The sequence below is a fragment of the Kitasatospora sp. NPDC127121 genome (genome assembly GCF_042677305.1).
Classification (GTDB): domain Bacteria; phylum Actinomycetota; class Actinomycetes; order Streptomycetales; family Streptomycetaceae; genus Kitasatospora.
In genome coordinates this window covers 1-15,956 of sequence record NZ_JBHXTQ010000032.1, presented here as the reverse complement: position 1 = coordinate 15,956, position 15,956 = coordinate 1, and the positions used below count along the sequence as shown (strand labels likewise).

The window sequence follows — 15,956 nt, the reverse complement described above, 5'->3', positions numbered from 1 at the left end:
GCCCCGCCGAGAGCGTCGAAGAGCACGCGCCCCGCAGTGTCCCGCAGTCCTTCATCGTGGAAAAGTGGAACAGCAGAGAGGTAGTCGATGCTCGACAAGGTGCGACAGCCACTGAAACACCGGCCCTTCCGGCGGGTGTGGCTGGGCGAGACCGTCTCCCTGGTGGGGGACTACAGCTTCGAGGTCGCCTTCATCTGGCTGATCCTGAACGAGACCGGATCGACGACCACGCTGGCCACGATCCTGCTCGTCCAGGCCGTCCCCCGGGGCGTGCTGATGCTGGTGGGCGGCGCGGTGACCGACCGGCTCTCCCCGCGCGCCGTCATGTTCTGCTCCCACACGCTCAGGGGGCTCGCCGTCGCCACGCTGGGGCTGATCGCCCTGACCGACCACGTGAGCACGTGGCACCTCTATGCCCTCGGCGCGCTCACCGGCGTCGCCGAAGCGTTCTTCTGGCCGGCGGCCGGCAGCATCATCCCCTCCCTCCTGCCGCCCGAGCACCTCGCCCGGGGCAACGCGCTCGTCGGCTTCGGAGAGCAGGGGGCCCGGCTGCTGGGGCCGATCCTGGGCGGCGCCCTCGTGGCCGCGGTGGGGACGTCGACCACCATCCTGCTCAACGCCTTCACCTTCTTCTTCGCCGCCCTGACGGTCTTCGGCGCACCCCGCAGACAACCGGCCGACCAGGCGGGCGACCAGTTGGGCGACCAGGCCTCCGACCAGGCGGGCGAGGCCGACGAGGGCGCCAAGTCGTTCACGGCGATCCGGCGGGAGATCGTCGAAGGGCTCCGCTACGCCGGACGCAGCCGGGAGATCCGCACCGTCCTCCTGCTGATCGGCGCGGCGGCCCTCAGCTACAGCGGCCTCTTCAGCGTGGGGCTTCCCGCGCTGGCCAAGACCTTCCCCCAGGGCTCGCTCGCGCTCGGCGTCCTGCTCTCCGCCTGGGGACTGGGGCAGCTGATCGGCACCATCGGCGCGGTCTTCACCGGGCTGCCGCGCCGCTGGGGACTGCTCATCATCGGGATGACGCTCTGCGAGGGCACCGCCTTCGTGCTGCTGGGCTTCCTTCCCAGCGTGTGGAGCGCGGCGGTGGTGCTCACCCTGCTGGGGATCGGCGTCGCGTACTCCAGCGACGTCGCGCTGCCGACGTTCATCCAGACCAGGACCCCGACGGACGTGCTGGGCCGGGTCAGCAGCGTGATGGAACTGCCCCGGGCCACGCTGGAACCGCTCTCCATCGCGGCCATGGGCCTGCTGGTCGGCTGGGACATACAGTGGGCGTTCGTGCTGGCCGCGATCCCCATGCTGGCCGTCGGCCTCCACCTGGCCCTCGACCGCGAGGCCCGCGCGCTGAGCACCACGGCCCCGGAGGAGCATCCGGCGGCCAAGGATCCGGACCCTCTCGTCTTATAGGCCCCGCCCGCCGGTGGTGGCCGGTGATCTCGAATGACCGCGCTTTCCGGCTGAAATTCCGGATTTCTCGGACAATGCGGCAGAACATCGTTATCGAATCTCCTCCGGAACGGGTTCGGCCACGGCCACCACCGGGCCGGTGGCGGCCCGGGCCAACGGATGCAGCTGCTCGCCGGTTCACAATTCCGAGCGGAAAATTCGGGAAAGGGATTTCTCCTGGTCAAAGGGGTGCGGCGATACCGGAATTGTGAAGTGTGCATGGCATTTGTTCCTTGCTTACTTGATTCGCGCAAATCCCTTCCGTTCCCGGAGCGAATCTGACAGCATCGTCCGCTATCCGGCGACCGCATGTCGGTGATCACTGCGCCGGCACGCCCGCGAGGTGTCCGTCCATGGCCGAGATGTGCCTGGATCGGAGCAATGGGTGGGGCCGGAACGCGACCGGGGGGAGAACGTGATGCTCGGCTTCGTCGTGCACCGACCACACGGGCGACGGCCACTGGCGGCTGCCGCCGCGCTGCTGTCGGCCTTCCCCACCGGACGCCGCCGTCGGGACGTGGCCACCCGGCTGCGCCACGTGGAGGAGATGTGACCCCCCGGACCGGCACCACCGTGCCCACCCCTTCGCCCGCGCCCGGAACCGCTCCCGGGACACCCCACCGCCCCGCGCGCTGGGTCCGCACCAGGCTGCGGGCGAACCCGCTGGCCGCGCTGCTCATGGCGACCCTGGCATTCGTCGCCGTCTTCCTGGCGGCGGCCTTCCCCCGCATCGCGGACCGGGGCGCGGACACCGCGCTCCAGGACTTCGTCAGTCAGAAGGGCCTCAACCAGACCAGCCTGCAGACCACGTCCAAGACGCGGGACGACGACAAGGCCGCCGCACTCGACCGGGTGCAGCAGCAGCTCACCGAGATGGTCGGTCGGCAGCTGACGCTGACCCAGTCGGGCCAGGCCTACGGCGCCCGCGCCCTGGGCGACCGCGGCATGGGCAATCCGGAGTACGACCGGTTCGCGGAGAAGCGGACCGACCCGGTCCTCGGCCTGCTCTACCTGCACGACCTGGCCGCCCGGGCCACCCTCACCGACGGCACCTGGCCGACCCCCGCCGCCGCCGGCGGTCCGCTGCCGATCGTGGTCAGCAAGAAGGCCGCCGAGAGCATCCACATCAAGCTCGGTGACGTCATCGACAACGGCACCGAGGGTTCGGGCGCCAAGCGGACCACCGTGGTGGTCGGCCTGTACCAGGTCAACGACCCCCAGGACCCGTTCTGGGAAGACCTCGGCTGCCCGGCCCGCGCCTGTCTGAGGACCGACCCCGAGCACGAGCACTGGATGACCAGCGGATTCGTCGACGGCGACAGCCTGCCCGCGCTGGCCCGCTGGGGTTCGAACGCCGAGAACTTCTGGCGGCTGCCCGTCGACACCGCCTCGCTGCACGCCGACCGGTTCGACCGCACCCGCGGCATCCTCAGCTCCCTCCTGACCGGGCACGACGCCACCGCCCTGGCCGACGCGACCCGGCGCCCCGACCTGCACACCACCTCGGGCCTTCCCGGCATCCTCAGCCGGGCGGACGACCGCTACCAGGCCTCGCTGCCGCTCAGCGCGATCGGCCCGGCCGGCGTGGCGGGCGTCGCCACCGTGGTGCTGTTCCTGGCCGCCGCCCTCACCACCGACCGGCGCACCGCCGAGATCGGGCTGCTCCAGGCCCGCGGCGGCTCCCGTGCCGGGGTGCTGCGACGGCTGGTCGGCGAGGGTGCCGTCACCGTCCTGCCGGCCGCCGTGCTCGCAACGGCCCTCGCCCTGGTGCTGCTGCCCACCCCCCGGTGGGACCGCTCGGTGCTGGCGGCCCTGGCCGCGACCCTGATCGCGCTGCTGGCCTTCCCGGCCCGTGCGGCCCTGCGGCGGGCACGCCGGCGGGCGGTCGGCGGCCGACGCCGGCTGGTCGGCGAACTCGCCGTCCTGGCGGTCACCGCCGTGGCCGTGGCGGAGGTCCGGCGCCGGGGCGTCGGCACCGGCGCCGGACTGGATCCGCTGCTGGTCGCCGCCCCGCTCCTGCTCGCCGTCACCGGCGGGCTGCTGCTGGCCAGGGTCGAGCCGGTGCTGGTCGGCTGGCTCGCCGCCCTCGCCGGCCGGGGCCGCGGCCTGATCGGCTTCCTCGGCCTGGCCCGCGCCGCCCGCGACAGCTCGGGCCGCCGCCGGCCCTCCGCGCTGCCGCTGCTCGCCCTGGTGATCGCCGTCACCACGACCGGCTTCGGCGCCACCGTGCTCGACACCGTCGATCACTCGCGGACCCGCGCCGCGCGCATCGCCACGGGCGGGGACATCGGCGTCTCCCTCCCGGGCTACGCCACCCTGTCCGAGTCGTTCACCAAGGCCGCCGACGCCCTGCCCGGCGTCCGGGCCTCGACCGCGGCCTGGGTCGAGCCCAACGCCCGCATCGTCGGCGCCGACCAGCGCTACACCGAGGCCTACCTGGTGATGGTGGTCGATCCGGCGGCGTACGCCGAGATCGCCCGGACCCTCGGGGTCGGCGGGTTCGACCCGGCGAAGCTGGCCGGGGCGGCGGGCGGCCGGGACACCCCGGTGCCCGCGCTGGTCAGCCGCGACCTGGCCGAGCGCCTGGCCGCAGGGGCGTCCCAGGTGCGCACGCCCAACGGCAACGACCTGCGCCTCTCCGTCGCCGGGACCGTCGGCGCCACCCCCGCCCTGCCCGACCCGGGCAAGCCGTTCGTCGTCGTTCCCGCCGGCCCCGCCTGGGAGCGGCTGCCGGACGCCAAGCGGGTGAACGAGTGGTTCGCCGTCGGCGAGGTCGACCCCGAAGCGGTCAGGACGGCACTGCGGGACAACGGCGGGGTCCAGCCGACCGGCCTGGCCAAGATGATCGCGGACGACGCCGCGGCCGTCGGCAAGGCCGTCCACGGCCTGCCCGCGGGATACACGGTGCACAGCAGCCGGGAGACCGTCGCCGAGCTCGGCGGCGACCCGCTGCAGCACGCCGCCGGGCGGCTGTTCTGGTACTCGGGTGCCGCCGGCGCCGGGTTCGCCCTGCTCGCCGTGCTGCTGACGCTGTTCCGGGCCGCGCCCGACCGCACGGCCGTGCTCGCCCGGCTGCGCACCATGGGCCTGCGGCCCCGCCAGGGGCTGGCCCTGATCGTCGCCGAGGCGCTGCCGCAGACTCTGGCGGCCGCCGTCGGCGGCGGGCTGGTCGCGGTGGCGGCGGTCGCCCTGCTGGGCGGCGCGTTCGACATCTCGACCCTGGTCGGCGCCAGGGTCGGGGAGCTCGTCACCCCCGCGCTGATGCCGGTGCTGCTGCCCACCGCGGGCCTGGCCCTGCTGGTCGGCCTCGGGGTGGTGCTGGAGACGCTGGTCACCGGCCGGCGCCAGATCGCCACCGAACTGCGGGCGGGCGAGCAGTCGTGACACCGCGACGGCGGCTCTCCGCGATCACCGGATGACCGGCCCTCGACCCCGCGGTCGAGAGCACACGGTGGCGCAGTGCGCCGCGCCTCAGCCCTGGTCCAGCTTGGACAGGGCGTCGGTGATCAGGCGGGTCGCGAAGTCGTGGTCGTCGCCGGAGACCCGGTTGACGTGCTCCGCGAGCAGGGTGGCCGTGGCTTCCAGGGGGTTCATCTCGGCGCCGGTCCATGGTCCGTACTGCGCGCGCCACAGGTTGGGGCTCAGACCGCTGCCCGCGGCGATCACCAGGCCGGCCATGGTGGGGATGACCTCGGGGCGGAAGGTCCTGGGCATCATGCGCATCGTGGCCACGAGGGTGGGCACCACGTGCTCGATGACGTCCTTGTCGTGCTCCTCGCAGGCCGACCGCAGCCAGTTCATGAAGAGGTAGATGAGCGTGCACGCGCCGTCCAGCAGCGCGTTGAACTCGTCGGGGCCCACGGATGCGGCGAACTCGTCGACCAGCCGCTGCTGTTCGGGGTCCGTCCCGGTCTTACCGTCGTAGACGGCCTTGAGCCGGGAGTCGATCATCATGAGCGCGGTGCTCACATCGCCGACGGCGGCGTATCGGGGGTCACAAGGCGATGACACAGGACTCCTCCTCACACGGCCGCGGCGGGTGCGCGGCAGGTCCGGTCGCAGGGTTCTTCGGCCGGTCGGGTCACCCGCCCGACGGTACCGCTCCCCGTCGCGGCCGGGCGCCCGTTTCCGCTCCTCGCACACGCCTCGGCGGGCCGCCTGCGCTCACCCGTCCGCGGCGGCTTTCCGCAGGTCCCGGCGGTGCGGCGGATCGCCGGGGGCGGTGGTGCAACCCCCGGCGATCCGGTTCCACTCGTCAACAGCGCGCCCTCAGTACGTCATCAGTACGGGTGAGCCGTCCGCGCGGTCGCGGCGGCGCCGGGCTCGACGGAGGATGAAGGCAGGGGCGGGGACGCGATGCGGAAGGGGCGTGACGCCATGGACGTCGGGCCGGTCGAGTACGCCGTCATGGCCTTCCCGGGCAACCGGTTCCGGGGGGCGATCCTGCCGGAGCTCAAGCGCCTGACCTCCGAGGGGATCATCCGCATCCTCGACCTCACCTTCATCAAGAGGGACGAGCAGGGCGCGGTCCGCGTCCTCGAACTCGATGCCCTGGACAGCGACGAAGCGGCCGTGTTCGCCGAGCTGGACGGCGAGATCATGGGCCTGCTGAGCGACGAGGACCTGGCCAGCATCTGTGACGAGATCCCGGCGGGGTGCTCGGCGGCGATCATCGTCTGGGAGCACCGCTGGGCCGCGCCGCTGCTACGGGCACTCGACGACGCGGACGGGATCCTCGTCACGCGCGAGCACGTGCCGCACACCGTGGTGGCGGCCGATCTCGCCGCGATCGGACTCTGAAAGATCGGACTCCAAAAGGGGAACCGGACTCCGAGAAGGAGGCTGTCATGATCGGCCGCCGTCTGTCGCGCGGCGGGCGCCCGGGGCTCATCGGCACCGCCGCCCGCACCGCCGTCATCGCCGGGACCGCCACGTCCGTGTCGAGCAGGGTCGCCGCCCGGCACCAGCAGGCCACCGCGCCACCGCCGGAGCCTCCGCCAGCGCCCGCGCCTCAGGCCGCACCGGCCGCACCGGCCGCCGCGCCGAACGACCAGACGCTCGCCCAGCTCGAACGCCTCGTCGAACTGCGGCAGAGCGGGATGCTGACCGACGACGAGTTCACGGCGGCCAAGCAACGCCTCCTCACCTCGTGAATCCGCTCCGCCGGGCGGCCCCCGCACGGGGGCAGGGCCCGACCGGGCCCGCGCGCCGCGCCGCCGTGGTGCGCTGATGGAGCCCGTGACGGTGGTGCTCGCCGAACTCGTCGAACGGCACCGCGCCGATACCGCCGGTGACGTCGCCCGCTACATCCCCGAACTCGCCCGCGCCGACCCGCACGCCTTCGGCCTCGCCATGGTCAGCGTCCAGGGCCACGCCTACCAGGCCGGTGACGCGGCGGCCGCCTTCACCATCCAGTCGGTCTCGAAGCCGTTCGTGTACTCGCTGGCGCTGTCGGAGCTGGGCCTGGCGGAGGTGGCCAGGAGGGTCGGGTTCGAGCCGAGCGGGGAGCCGTTCAACGCGATCAGCCTGGAGGCGGGCACCGGGCGCCCGGCGAACCCGCTGATCAACGCCGGGGCGATCGTGACGACCGCGCTGATCGGCGGCGACGGCGAGGCCGCGTTCGAACGGATCCGCGACACCCTGTCGGGCTTCGCCGGCCGCCGGCTGACGGTCGACGAGGACGTCTACCGGTCCGAGGCCGCCACCGGGGACCGCAACCGGGCGCTGGCCTACCTCACGCTCTCCCAGGGCGTGCTGGAGCGCCCGGCCCAGCAGGCCTGCGACGTGTACTTCCGCCAGTGCGCAATCGAGGTCACCGCCGTCGACCTGGCCGTCATGGGCGCCACGCTGGCCAACGGCGGGCGCAACCCGGTGACCGGGCGCCGCGTCGTGGACGCCGACGCGGCGGGCGCCACGCTGTCGGTCATGGCCACCTGCGGCATGTACGACCACAGCGGCGAATGGATGCTGAGGGTGGGCCTGCCGGCCAAGAGCGGCGTCGGCGGAGGGGTCTGCGCCGTGAGCCCCGGCCAGTTCGGCGTCGGCGTGTTCAGCCCCCCGCTGGACCCTCAGGGCAACAGCGTCCGCGCGAGCGCCGTCCTGCGCGAGCTGTCCGCCGAGCTGGGCCTGCACGTCCTGCGGCACACCGAGCGTGCCCGCTCACCGCTCCAGGCGGTGCGCACCGACCACGGCGCGCACCACCTGGAGCTGCTGGGCGACCTCGGTTTCGCGGCCGCCGAGGAGATCGTCCACTGCGTCCGCCGCCTCGCCCGCGACCAGCCCCGCCCGCTGGTCACGGTCGACCTCTCCCACGTCACCGCCGTGCGCCCGATCGCCCGCAGGCTGCTGGCCGACTGCGCCGCCGGCCTCCGGGCCCGGACGACGGTGCGCTTCGTCGACCCCGCGGGCCTGGTCCGCAGGCCGTCCACGGACCGGAGCGACACCCCGGGCGAGCGGGCCGAGCGAGCCGAGTGAGCACCGGCCGGCACCCGTTCACAGCTTGACGGGTGCACCCGGCCCCATCGGGATGCCGATGGCGTACCACGCGACGAAGAACAGCAGCCAGGCCACCGCCACGATGACCGTGTAGGGGGTCATCAGCGAGATGACGGTGCCGACACCCGCCTGCTTCCGGTACCTCTGGCACTGCAGGACGATGAACGGCAGGTAGACCATCAGCGGGGTGACGACGTTCGTCGGGGAGTCGCCGACCCGGTAGGCGGCCAGCACGGTCTGCGGCGCGACGCCGAGGCGGATGAACAGGGGAACGAAGATCGGCGCGAAGATCGCCCACTTGGGGATGATCCCGGGGATGATCAGATTGATGACGTAGGTCAGCAGGATGAAGGCGATCAGGAGCCAGATCGCGCCGATGTTCGCGCTCTCCAGCTGGTCGGCGAGCTGCACGGCGACCACCGTGGCGATGTTGCTGTAATTGAAGTACGAGATGAACTGGGCGATGATCAGCAGCAGGAAGATCAGGCCGCCGAGCCCGGCGAAGGTCTTGGTGATCGCGTCCATCGCGGCGGCGCTGCCGCGCAGGGTCTTCGCGCCCGCGCCGAACGCCAGGCCCATCACCAGGAACGCGATCATGATGATGACGATCAGGCCGTCCATGAACGGCGAGTCCTCGAACAGGCTCCCCGTTTCCGGGTTGCGCAGCGGCGCGCCGGGGATGAACGCGAGCAGCGTGACGGCCACCACGAGCGCGATCAGCGAGAGGCCCGCGTAGCGCAGCCCCCGGGCCTCGGCCGCCGCGTCGACCGAGGGCTCCTCGCCGTCCGCGACGGCGTCGGTGTCCTGCGGCTGCCAGGGGCCCAGGCGGGGTTCGATGATGCGTTCGGTGATGAAGGTGATGACGATGGTGAGGAACAGGGTGGAGCCGATCGCGAAGTAGTAGTTCGCGGTCAGGTTGAGGGACTGGCCGGGGTTGACGAGCCTGATCGCCTGGTTGGTGATCTCCGTCATGATGCCGTCGATCGGGGCGATGAGCAGGTTGACGCTGAAGGCCGCACTGACCCCGCCGAAGGCCGCGGCGATCCCGGCGAGCGGGTGGCGCCCGGCGCTGATGAAGGCGACCGCTCCCAGCGGGATGAGGACGAGGTATCCGGCGTCGGAGGCGATGCTGGACAGGATGCCGGCGAAGACGATGATCGCGGTGAGGGTCTCCGGTGGCGAGATCCTGACCAGGCGTCGGATCAGGGCCGCGATCAGTCCGGCCTCCTCCGCGAGCCCGACGCCGACCATGATGACGAGGATGACCGCGACGACGCCGAAGTCGTTGAAGTTGTGCGCCGCGGAGGTGAACAGGAACCGGACGCCGTCGCCGGACAGCAGGCTCTCGACCTTCGTCGTCTCGACGACGGTCTCGTAGCGGTGGGTGTACGCCGACTCCGGCGGCAGGTGGGTGCCCGGGTACTCGGTGCCGCCCTCGTGGACCTGCGTGGCCGGGTAGGGAACGGACTTGACCGTCTCGCTGGTCACGTGGACGTCGAACGCGGACAGGATCGCCGAGAGCACGATCACCAGGACGCACAGCAGCAGGAAGATGATGGCCGGGTGCGGGACCTTGTTCCCGATCTTCTCGATGGCGTCCAGGACGCGCCCCGACCCGCCGCCGGACTTTCCGTTCCCGGAAGCGGTGGCGCTCTTGTCCTGCGGGCCGTCGGCCTGGGCGTGGGCGAGGGCGTTCACCGGCCGGCCTCCTCACTGATCGAGCGGGTGGAGTCGGTGCGCGCGGCCGTCGACGGAGGGGTGAAGGCCAGCGCGAGCTCGGCGAGCAGGCGCGCGCCGAAGCCGGTGCAGCCCTTGGTGCGCCAGCCGCTCGGCTTGTCGTTCTGGGCCGGCCCGGCGATGTCGATGTGCGCCCAGGGGCGGTCGGCGACGAACTCCTCCAGGAACAGCGCGGCATGGATCGCCCCGCCGTTGGGGCCGCCCATGTTCTTCAGGTCCGCCACCTCCGAGTCCAGCTCCGGCCGGTAACGCCGCGACAGCGGCAGCTGCCAGGCCGGCTCGCCGGTGCGGGCGGCGGCGTCCAGGACCTGATCGACCAGCGGCTGGGCGTTGCCGAACACGCCCGCTGTCTCGGCGCCGAGCGCCCGCAGACACGCGCCGGTCAAGGTGGCGATGTCCACGATCGCGTCCCCCGGCTCCTCGCCGGCCAGGACCAGGGCGTCCGCCATGACCAGGCGGCCCTCCGCGTCGGCGTTGACCACCTCCACGCTCGTGCCGCCGCGCATCCACAGCACGTCGCCCAGCTTGAGCGCCGAACCCGAGGGCATGTTGTCCGTGCACATCAGGTAGCCCGTCACGGCCGTCCGGCAGCCGAGCCCGGCCAGGACGCACAGGGCCGCCAGGATCGCGCCGGCACCGGACATGTCGTTCTTCATCGTCGCATGCACGGCGTCGGCGGGCTTGAGGCTGATGCCGCCGGAGTCGTACGTGATGCCCTTGCCCACCAGGGCCAGCCGGGGCGTCCCGTCACCGGCGTCGGAGGGCAGGTAGGTGAGCTTGATCATGCGGGCTTCGTCCACGCCGCCCCGGTTCACGCCCAGCAGGCCGCCGCAGCCCAACTCCTCCAGCTCCCGCTGCCCGAACACCTCCACCTTCAGACCGCACTGCGCGCCGAGCCGCACCGCGACCTCGGCCAGGTCCGGCGCGGTCAGCAGGCTGGGCGGCGCGCTGGCCAGGTCCCGGGCCAGCATCGTCGCGCGGGCCAGCCACACCCCGCGTTCGACGCCCCTCTCGACGGCCTCGCGCGAGTCCGAGTCCGAGTCCGAGCCCGAGCCCGAACCCGCCACGACCGTGACGGCCTCCAGCGCCGTGCCGGACGGCTCGCGCTTGAGCGGATCGAAGCCGTAACGGGCCAGCAGCACCCCCTCCACCAACGCCTGCGCCGCCTCCGCCGGCGTCGCACCCGCCCCGGACGGCACCACGACGGCCAGCCGCGAACGGCCCGGCACCGCGAGCGCCACGGCCGCCCCGGCGTCCCTCAGCACATCGGGACCTGCCGCACCCTCCGGCCCCGTCCCGTAGAGCACGACGTCCGGCCCGTCCTCCCGGGGCACCAGCAGCACCCGGCCCGCCGCCCCCGTCATGCCGGCGGCCTCCACGGCCCCCGGGCCCAGCCCGATCCACGCCGGCACCGCCACCGCCCCTTGGACCACCGGCAGCCCCACCGCCTCCGGATCCCGCACCGCCTCCGGATCCCGGTCCGGGACGACGTCAACCCTCGGAACGCGGCTCCACGAAGGAATGAGATCGAGGGCTGCCTTGCTCTGCGCCACTGTGCTCTCCTCTGCAGGGGGCGGCGGTCCAGAGGCCGCCGGTCCCAGCAGCCGCTCCCCAGTAAGACGCACGGTCAAGGCGCTTCCAGGACACGCCACGCGCTGTGCCCCCCCCAAACGCACGAACGCCCGGCGCCCCGGCTCAGGCGCCGGCCTGCCGGCGCACCCAGACCCCGATGAGCCAGCTCGGCGTCAGAGGAGGTCGTGCCGGGTCAGGACCGCGCGCTCGCTCTCGGCGGGGTCGAGGACGGCCAGGAACGCGGCGGCGACCGGGCCCGGGTCCTCGCCGACCGAGACGCGGGCGGTGCCCTCCCACTCCGGGTTGGCGGTCGGGCGCAGCAGCAGCTGGAATTCGGGGAGCCTTCCGACGGTGTGCCGCAGCTCGTACGAACGAACCTGGCCAGCAATGTCGTGGTCGTCGATCTCTAGGTGAGCGGTCGAGCCGCCAGGATGCGGACATGCCGCTGCTCAAGGGGTTGGCGGAGGTCATGGTCACGAGCGTAGGAGCCGCGAATGACCTGGGATCCGCGCCACAGGTCCGCCACCGCAGCAAGGTGCGGGGGCGAGACCTTGGTCTCGCCCCCGCACCTTGCTGTTGCAACCCGTCACCGGAGAGCTCGCGGCACCGGGGTACCGCTTCAGGAGCGGTTTGTTCTCACGGGTTGTCTGTCCTCAGGACCCACCCCATGTCGGCGAGCGTCTGGGAAATGGGGACGTACCACATTCCGTTGAAGCACCACGGCGTTCGAGTTCCACCGTCAGAGGTCGCTCGGCCGCCGCAGTTGGTCTCCTTCTCAAGCGACGTGATGGTTCCGCGGGCCTGGAGCTTGCCTCCGCCAAGTTCCGTGACAACAGGTCCGCCGCTGTCTCCGTTGGCGGCGGCAATGTCGTTCGGGTCCGTCTGAACGACCTGGTCAGCGAACTTGCGCCAGACTTTGTTAGGCCCTTGAATCTGCCGATCGACCTGCAGAACACGAAGACCGCAGTGCGCCCCCGAGTTGGCGGCGGAGTGGCAGACGTAGTCGCCTACGTTGTTGCCGCCGGAACCGGAGACCTGAAGGGCATAACCGCTGCTCTCGTTCCACGGGCCGCCATAGACGTATCCGCCCGAGTGCTGGCTGTCGCGCGGGACGATACCGATCGTGTCATCGGCGGCGTTTCCGTCACCCTCGTTGACCCCTGGGTCGACCTCGACTTCGGAAAATCCCGGGATCCGATCCCGGTTCTGTTCCTCTTGCCCTCCGGTGATACGGTCGACGACCTTGTCCAGGACCTCCTGTTTCTTCATGAGCTCGATGACCTCCGGCTTGGCGGCCCCCAGCAGCGCAGCTGCACCGGTGGCGCCGGCCGGCAACTTCTTCTTGGGTGCGTTGCCTGGTTGAGCGGACGGTGTGATGAGGGCGCCATCCCCCGATATGGCGATAGCCGGAGCAATTGCGGACACCGACGCCAGTAGGGCAGTGGCTAGAATTATCCACTTCCGACCGGAGCTGCTTTTTTGAACCATTCGGTTCCCCCCGAATTGGATTCAATCAGAGCCTTCGTGGGCCATGTTGCACCCAGCACGGTAGCGCCAAGCCAACGCCCCGCACACCGCACACCGCACATAAAAGCCCCAGAAGCATCCTTGCGAGACCTTTCCGGGCACAACCGTCACGGCTTTGCCATTTCTCGGCAATTGAACGGCACATCTTTGAACGATTTTCCCAGTAAGTTCCGCTTCCCATCTCGCTTGACTTCGCGCGCGCCATGCCGCAAGCATGGCCGCGACCGCCGGGGAGGGCTCGTGACGCAAGGTACCGTCCGTCAGATATCAAAGCGCGGACGACGGAATCGCTTGACCGCCGTGACTGCCATAGCCATTCTCGGTGGCGGCTTCGCGATCAACGCATGGGTGAACCGGGGCCCGGAAACCAAGGTCCACGAAGGCCCCGTGACCGGCCAGCTGCTGCTCAGCTCCGACAGCCAGACCCTGACACTCAGCATCGGCTGGAGTTGTGAGAAGCAACCCGAGCTCGTGGCCCGCGAGACCGCCGAGACAGTAAAGGTCTCCCTGCGGCACACTGTCGCCCCGGGGTCCTGCGACCCAGGTGGCATCGGACAGATCACAACCCACCTGAACAAACCGCTCGGGACCAGGGCGCTGAACGACCCCGCAGGCAAGCCCGTCATCCACTTCGACGAGCGCAACCTTCTCCGGCCCGCGTTCCTGCCGGAGAACTACTACCCCTACCCCGCAGGCAGGATGGTCCAGTTGCCCGGCCTGGCCCCGCTCCCGACCGACACCCCTGCCTGGGCAAGCGGGTACCGGCTGGGAACGGGGCCCGAAGCGGGGTCCCTGATCATCAGCCAGACTCTCCGGAACAGCACGCCACCAGCCGGCCGGGCCACCAGCGTCAAGGGCCACCCCGCGACCATCACACAACCGGATTCTCATAGCGGACCCCGGTCGCTGACATGGTCTGACGGGACCTACACCTTCGCCGTCACCACCGGCGGCCCCCCACGACTCTCGGACGAGGAACTCATCCGCGTCGCAGAGAGCCTCGGGTAGCCGACACCACGACAAAGTCCGGTGGGGCCGTTCTGTGAACCGGCCCCACCAGAACCGGAGACCGCACCTGCACCGGTCAGGGCAGAACGCCCTCGTCGAGGCGGGCGATCCGCGCGACTTCCACGGTGCCGGCCTCACCCGGGTCGAGGGCCTGCCAGGTCCGGCCGACCGTGCCGGCCGTCGGGTTCTTCGCGGCGATGAGGGTCACCAGGTCGCCGCGCTGCGGGAGCGACGCGGACAGCGGGGTGGCGAGCCCGCACCAAGAGGCGTTGTCCTCCAGCCACCGGCTTCCGCGTTCCCATCCGGGTGAACTTTGGCGGGGCAGCCCGGTCCGGGCGCACCCAGTGCCCTAGATTTCCGATCGCACAATGAGGACGTTTCACAGGCCACAGGGACCTGTGCGAAGGACAGCCGCGCCGACCGAGTGCGGGGCGGGTTGGGACTCGAACCCACGACCAAGGGATTATGAGTCTGTTGCCGTGACCGATCGCAGCTCAGAGGATGATCAGTCGAAGCCGAGCATCGCCCGGGTCTACGACTATCTGCTCGGCGGCAAGGACAACTACGCCGTCGACCGCGAGATCGGCGACTTCTTCATCAAGGACCTGCCCGGTTCGCAGGCGGTGGCCTTCGCCAATCGCCGGGCCCTCGTTCGCGCCGTGGCGGCCATGGCCCGTGACGGCATCTCCCAGTTCGTCGACATGGGCAGCGGCCTGCCGACCGCCGACAACGTGCACCAGGTCGCCCAGCGGCACCGTGCGGACGCGCGCGTCGTCTACGTCGACCACGACCCGGTCGTGGTCGCCCACAGCCGGGCCCTGCTGACCGCCGACGACCGCACCGCCGTGATCCGGGCGGACCTGTGCGAGCCGGAGGAGCTCTACCACGACCCCGGCCTACAGGAGTTGATCGACTTCGACGAGCCGGTGGGCGTCGTCTTCAGCGCCGTACTGCACCACCTCACCGATGCCGAACGCCCCGCCGAGCTCGCGCGCTGGTGGGTGGACCGGGTGCCGTCGGACAGCCAGGTCTACATCTCCCACTTCCGCTCCGGCGGGAACGAGGAGACCCGGCTCCTGGAGCAGAAGCTGCAGAGCAGCTTCGGCCGGGGCCAGTGGCGCACCGACGAGGAGATCACCGGCCTGTTCGACGGTCTTGAGCTCCTCGAACCGGGCCTGGTCCCCTGCTCCCTGTGGCGGCCGGACCCCACGCCGGACGACGACGCTGCCGGAAACGGCGTGGACAGGCCCGCTCTGACGGTGTGGGAACAGCTGATCTCCTGCGCACTGGCCCGCAAGCCGTAGCCGACTCGGACCGGGAGTGTCAGTGGCGTGCTGTTGAGTGTGCGCCATGACTGTTCACCACCTTCTGGCCGCCCTGCCCGGGCCCGACGAGCTGCGCGCCCGCTGCCGGGCGCTGGCGCTGCTGGACTCGATCGTCTCCGTCCCCTACGCACCCGACCACTCGTACGTGGCCGGGTGGCGTCCGGGCGTCGATCTGGCGTGCATGGACAACGGTTCCGGTGACCAGTACGCGATCGTCTTCGACCCGGCCGGGGTGTTCCTCTACGGATTCGACCACGAGAGCGACGCCACCCCGTGGCGGGAGGAGGACCGCGCGCACTGGCCCGGCCTGCTCGACGGCCTGCCCGGCTCGCTCGCGCACTACGCGCAGGCGCCGGAGTTCCAGCTCGAAGGCTTCTTCGACGCGACCGTGTGCGCCTGGCGCGAGACGGGCGGCGCCGACTGGCGGTGCGGGCCGGTCGAGTTCGCCGACGGCGAGACGGACGGCGCCGACTGGCTGTTCGACCTGCTCACCGCCGCCGACGGTACGGAGGCGTTCGTGGGCTACGCCGAGGACTACCACGAGCGGTCCGTCGACCGGGAGGCGGTGGCGGCCGTGCTGGCAGCCGCCCCGCTCGATCGCCGGACGGTTTCCGCGCTCTCGCCCACCGCGAACTTCGACACCGTCGCCGCGTTGGCCCGCGCGCTGGGTTACCGCACTGTTCGGGAGGACAGCTGAGAAGTCGCCGGTCAGCGAGGTCGCACGACCGGCGTGATCCGAAGGAGAGCCCCTAGTAGGGCTTGGTCAGGTCTGTGCGGTAGTGGCGTGTCTGTTGGTGGGTTGTGTCGTTGGTGGTGTGTGACACCTGAGGAGATGGCCGGGGT

Annotated in this window: 15 protein-coding genes; 10 read left to right on the top strand and 5 right to left on the bottom strand. The window is 71.3% G+C overall.

Going from position 1 to position 15,956, the window contains the following annotated elements; translation table 11 throughout:
- Positions 1 to 99 precede the first annotated feature (99 nt).
- From ACFVHI_RS17850 to ACFVHI_RS17840, 3 genes are all read left to right on the top strand, one after another.
- A complete protein-coding gene (locus ACFVHI_RS17850) occupies positions 100 to 1,410 on the top strand; it encodes an MFS transporter (RefSeq protein WP_380340322.1) in 1,311 nt (436 codons plus the stop codon).
- Positions 1,411 to 1,834: 424 nt separating this feature from the next.
- Entirely contained in the window at positions 1,835 to 2,002 is a 168-nt protein-coding gene (locus tag ACFVHI_RS17845) for a hypothetical protein (protein ID WP_380340319.1), read from the top strand.
- The gene (locus ACFVHI_RS17840) at positions 1,999 to 4,833 is read left to right on the top strand and encodes a hypothetical protein (RefSeq protein WP_380340316.1); all 2,835 of its coding nucleotides are present in this window, start codon (positions 1,999 to 2,001) and stop codon (positions 4,831 to 4,833) included. The genes ACFVHI_RS17845 and ACFVHI_RS17840 overlap by 4 nt, the downstream gene beginning before the upstream one ends.
- An 87-nt stretch (positions 4,834 to 4,920) precedes the next feature.
- Here ACFVHI_RS17840 and ACFVHI_RS17835 read toward each other — a convergent pair whose 3' ends face one another.
- The gene (locus tag ACFVHI_RS17835) at positions 4,921 to 5,460 is read right to left on the bottom strand and encodes a hypothetical protein (protein WP_063352197.1); all 540 of its coding nucleotides are present in this window, start codon (positions 5,458 to 5,460) and stop codon (positions 4,921 to 4,923) included.
- Positions 5,461 to 5,826: 366 nt separating this feature from the next.
- Here ACFVHI_RS17835 and ACFVHI_RS17830 point away from each other — a divergent pair, with 366 nt between their 5' ends.
- The 3 genes from ACFVHI_RS17830 to glsA all read left to right on the top strand — a co-directional run bounded on the left by ACFVHI_RS17830 (position 5,827) and on the right by glsA (position 7,923).
- Positions 5,827 to 6,249, top strand: a complete 423-nt coding sequence (locus ACFVHI_RS17830; RefSeq protein ID WP_063352198.1) for a DUF6325 family protein — start codon at positions 5,827 to 5,829, stop codon at positions 6,247 to 6,249.
- Between the two features lie 47 nt (positions 6,250 to 6,296).
- On the top strand, positions 6,297 to 6,602 hold the full coding sequence (locus ACFVHI_RS17825) for an SHOCT domain-containing protein (protein ID WP_380340312.1): 306 nt from the start codon (positions 6,297 to 6,299) through the stop codon (positions 6,600 to 6,602).
- Between the two features lie 76 nt (positions 6,603 to 6,678).
- Positions 6,679 to 7,923 carry a glutaminase A gene (glsA, locus tag ACFVHI_RS17820; protein WP_380340309.1) on the top strand — a complete coding sequence of 415 codons (1,245 nt, stop codon included), beginning with the start codon at positions 6,679 to 6,681 and terminating at the stop codon, positions 7,921 to 7,923.
- 18 nt (positions 7,924 to 7,941) lie between these two features.
- On the opposite strand, the gene ACFVHI_RS17815 is transcribed toward glsA, so the two are convergent.
- Both ACFVHI_RS17815 and ACFVHI_RS17810 read right to left on the bottom strand, forming a co-directional pair.
- The gene (locus ACFVHI_RS17815) at positions 7,942 to 9,642 is read right to left on the bottom strand and encodes an AbgT family transporter (RefSeq protein WP_380340306.1); all 1,701 of its coding nucleotides are present in this window, start codon (positions 9,640 to 9,642) and stop codon (positions 7,942 to 7,944) included.
- The gene (locus ACFVHI_RS17810; protein WP_380340303.1) at positions 9,639 to 11,234 is read right to left on the bottom strand and encodes a leucyl aminopeptidase family protein; all 1,596 of its coding nucleotides are present in this window, start codon (positions 11,232 to 11,234) and stop codon (positions 9,639 to 9,641) included. The genes ACFVHI_RS17815 and ACFVHI_RS17810 overlap by 4 nt, the downstream gene beginning before the upstream one ends.
- A 204-nt stretch (positions 11,235 to 11,438) precedes the next feature.
- Between ACFVHI_RS17810 and ACFVHI_RS17805 the strand changes: the two genes are divergently transcribed.
- Positions 11,439 to 11,663 (top strand): hypothetical protein, encoded by a 225-nt coding sequence (locus tag ACFVHI_RS17805; protein WP_380340301.1) that lies wholly within the window; start codon positions 11,439 to 11,441, stop codon positions 11,661 to 11,663.
- Between the two features lie 226 nt (positions 11,664 to 11,889).
- Here ACFVHI_RS17805 and ACFVHI_RS17800 read toward each other — a convergent pair whose 3' ends face one another.
- Positions 11,890 to 12,678, bottom strand: a complete 789-nt coding sequence (locus ACFVHI_RS17800) for a hypothetical protein (RefSeq protein ID WP_380340299.1) — start codon at positions 12,676 to 12,678, stop codon at positions 11,890 to 11,892.
- 393 nt (positions 12,679 to 13,071) lie between these two features.
- Here ACFVHI_RS17800 and ACFVHI_RS17795 point away from each other — a divergent pair, with 393 nt between their 5' ends.
- The gene (locus tag ACFVHI_RS17795; protein ID WP_380340297.1) at positions 13,072 to 13,788 is read left to right on the top strand and encodes a hypothetical protein; all 717 of its coding nucleotides are present in this window, start codon (positions 13,072 to 13,074) and stop codon (positions 13,786 to 13,788) included.
- A gap of 76 nt (positions 13,789 to 13,864) precedes the next feature.
- On the opposite strand, the gene ACFVHI_RS17790 is transcribed toward ACFVHI_RS17795, so the two are convergent.
- Positions 13,865 to 14,068 carry a DUF6093 family protein gene (locus ACFVHI_RS17790; protein WP_380340422.1) on the bottom strand — a complete coding sequence of 68 codons (204 nt, stop codon included), beginning with the start codon at positions 14,066 to 14,068 and terminating at the stop codon, positions 13,865 to 13,867.
- A 199-nt stretch (positions 14,069 to 14,267) separates the two neighbouring features.
- Here ACFVHI_RS17790 and ACFVHI_RS17785 point away from each other — a divergent pair, with 199 nt between their 5' ends.
- Together ACFVHI_RS17785 and ACFVHI_RS17780 are read left to right on the top strand one after the other, a co-directional pair.
- Positions 14,268 to 15,092: an SAM-dependent methyltransferase gene (locus ACFVHI_RS17785; RefSeq protein ID WP_380340294.1), complete on the top strand. Its 825-nt coding sequence runs from the start codon at positions 14,268 to 14,270 to the stop codon at positions 15,090 to 15,092.
- 46 nt (positions 15,093 to 15,138) lie between these two features.
- The gene (locus tag ACFVHI_RS17780) at positions 15,139 to 15,810 is read left to right on the top strand and encodes a hypothetical protein (protein WP_380340291.1); all 672 of its coding nucleotides are present in this window, start codon (positions 15,139 to 15,141) and stop codon (positions 15,808 to 15,810) included.
- Positions 15,811 to 15,956 lie beyond the last annotated feature (146 nt).

Coding starts and splice junctions, on each gene's coding strand:
- ACFVHI_RS17830 (WP_063352198.1), top strand. CDS start 5,827: ATGGACGTCGGGCCGGTCGAGTACGCCGTCATGGCCTTCCCGGGCAAC.
- ACFVHI_RS17825 (WP_380340312.1), top strand. CDS start 6,297: ATGATCGGCCGCCGTCTGTCGCGCGGCGGGCGCCCGGGGCTCATCGGC.
- glsA (WP_380340309.1), top strand. CDS start 6,679: ATGGAGCCCGTGACGGTGGTGCTCGCCGAACTCGTCGAACGGCACCGC.
- ACFVHI_RS17780 (WP_380340291.1), top strand. CDS start 15,139: ATGACTGTTCACCACCTTCTGGCCGCCCTGCCCGGGCCCGACGAGCTG.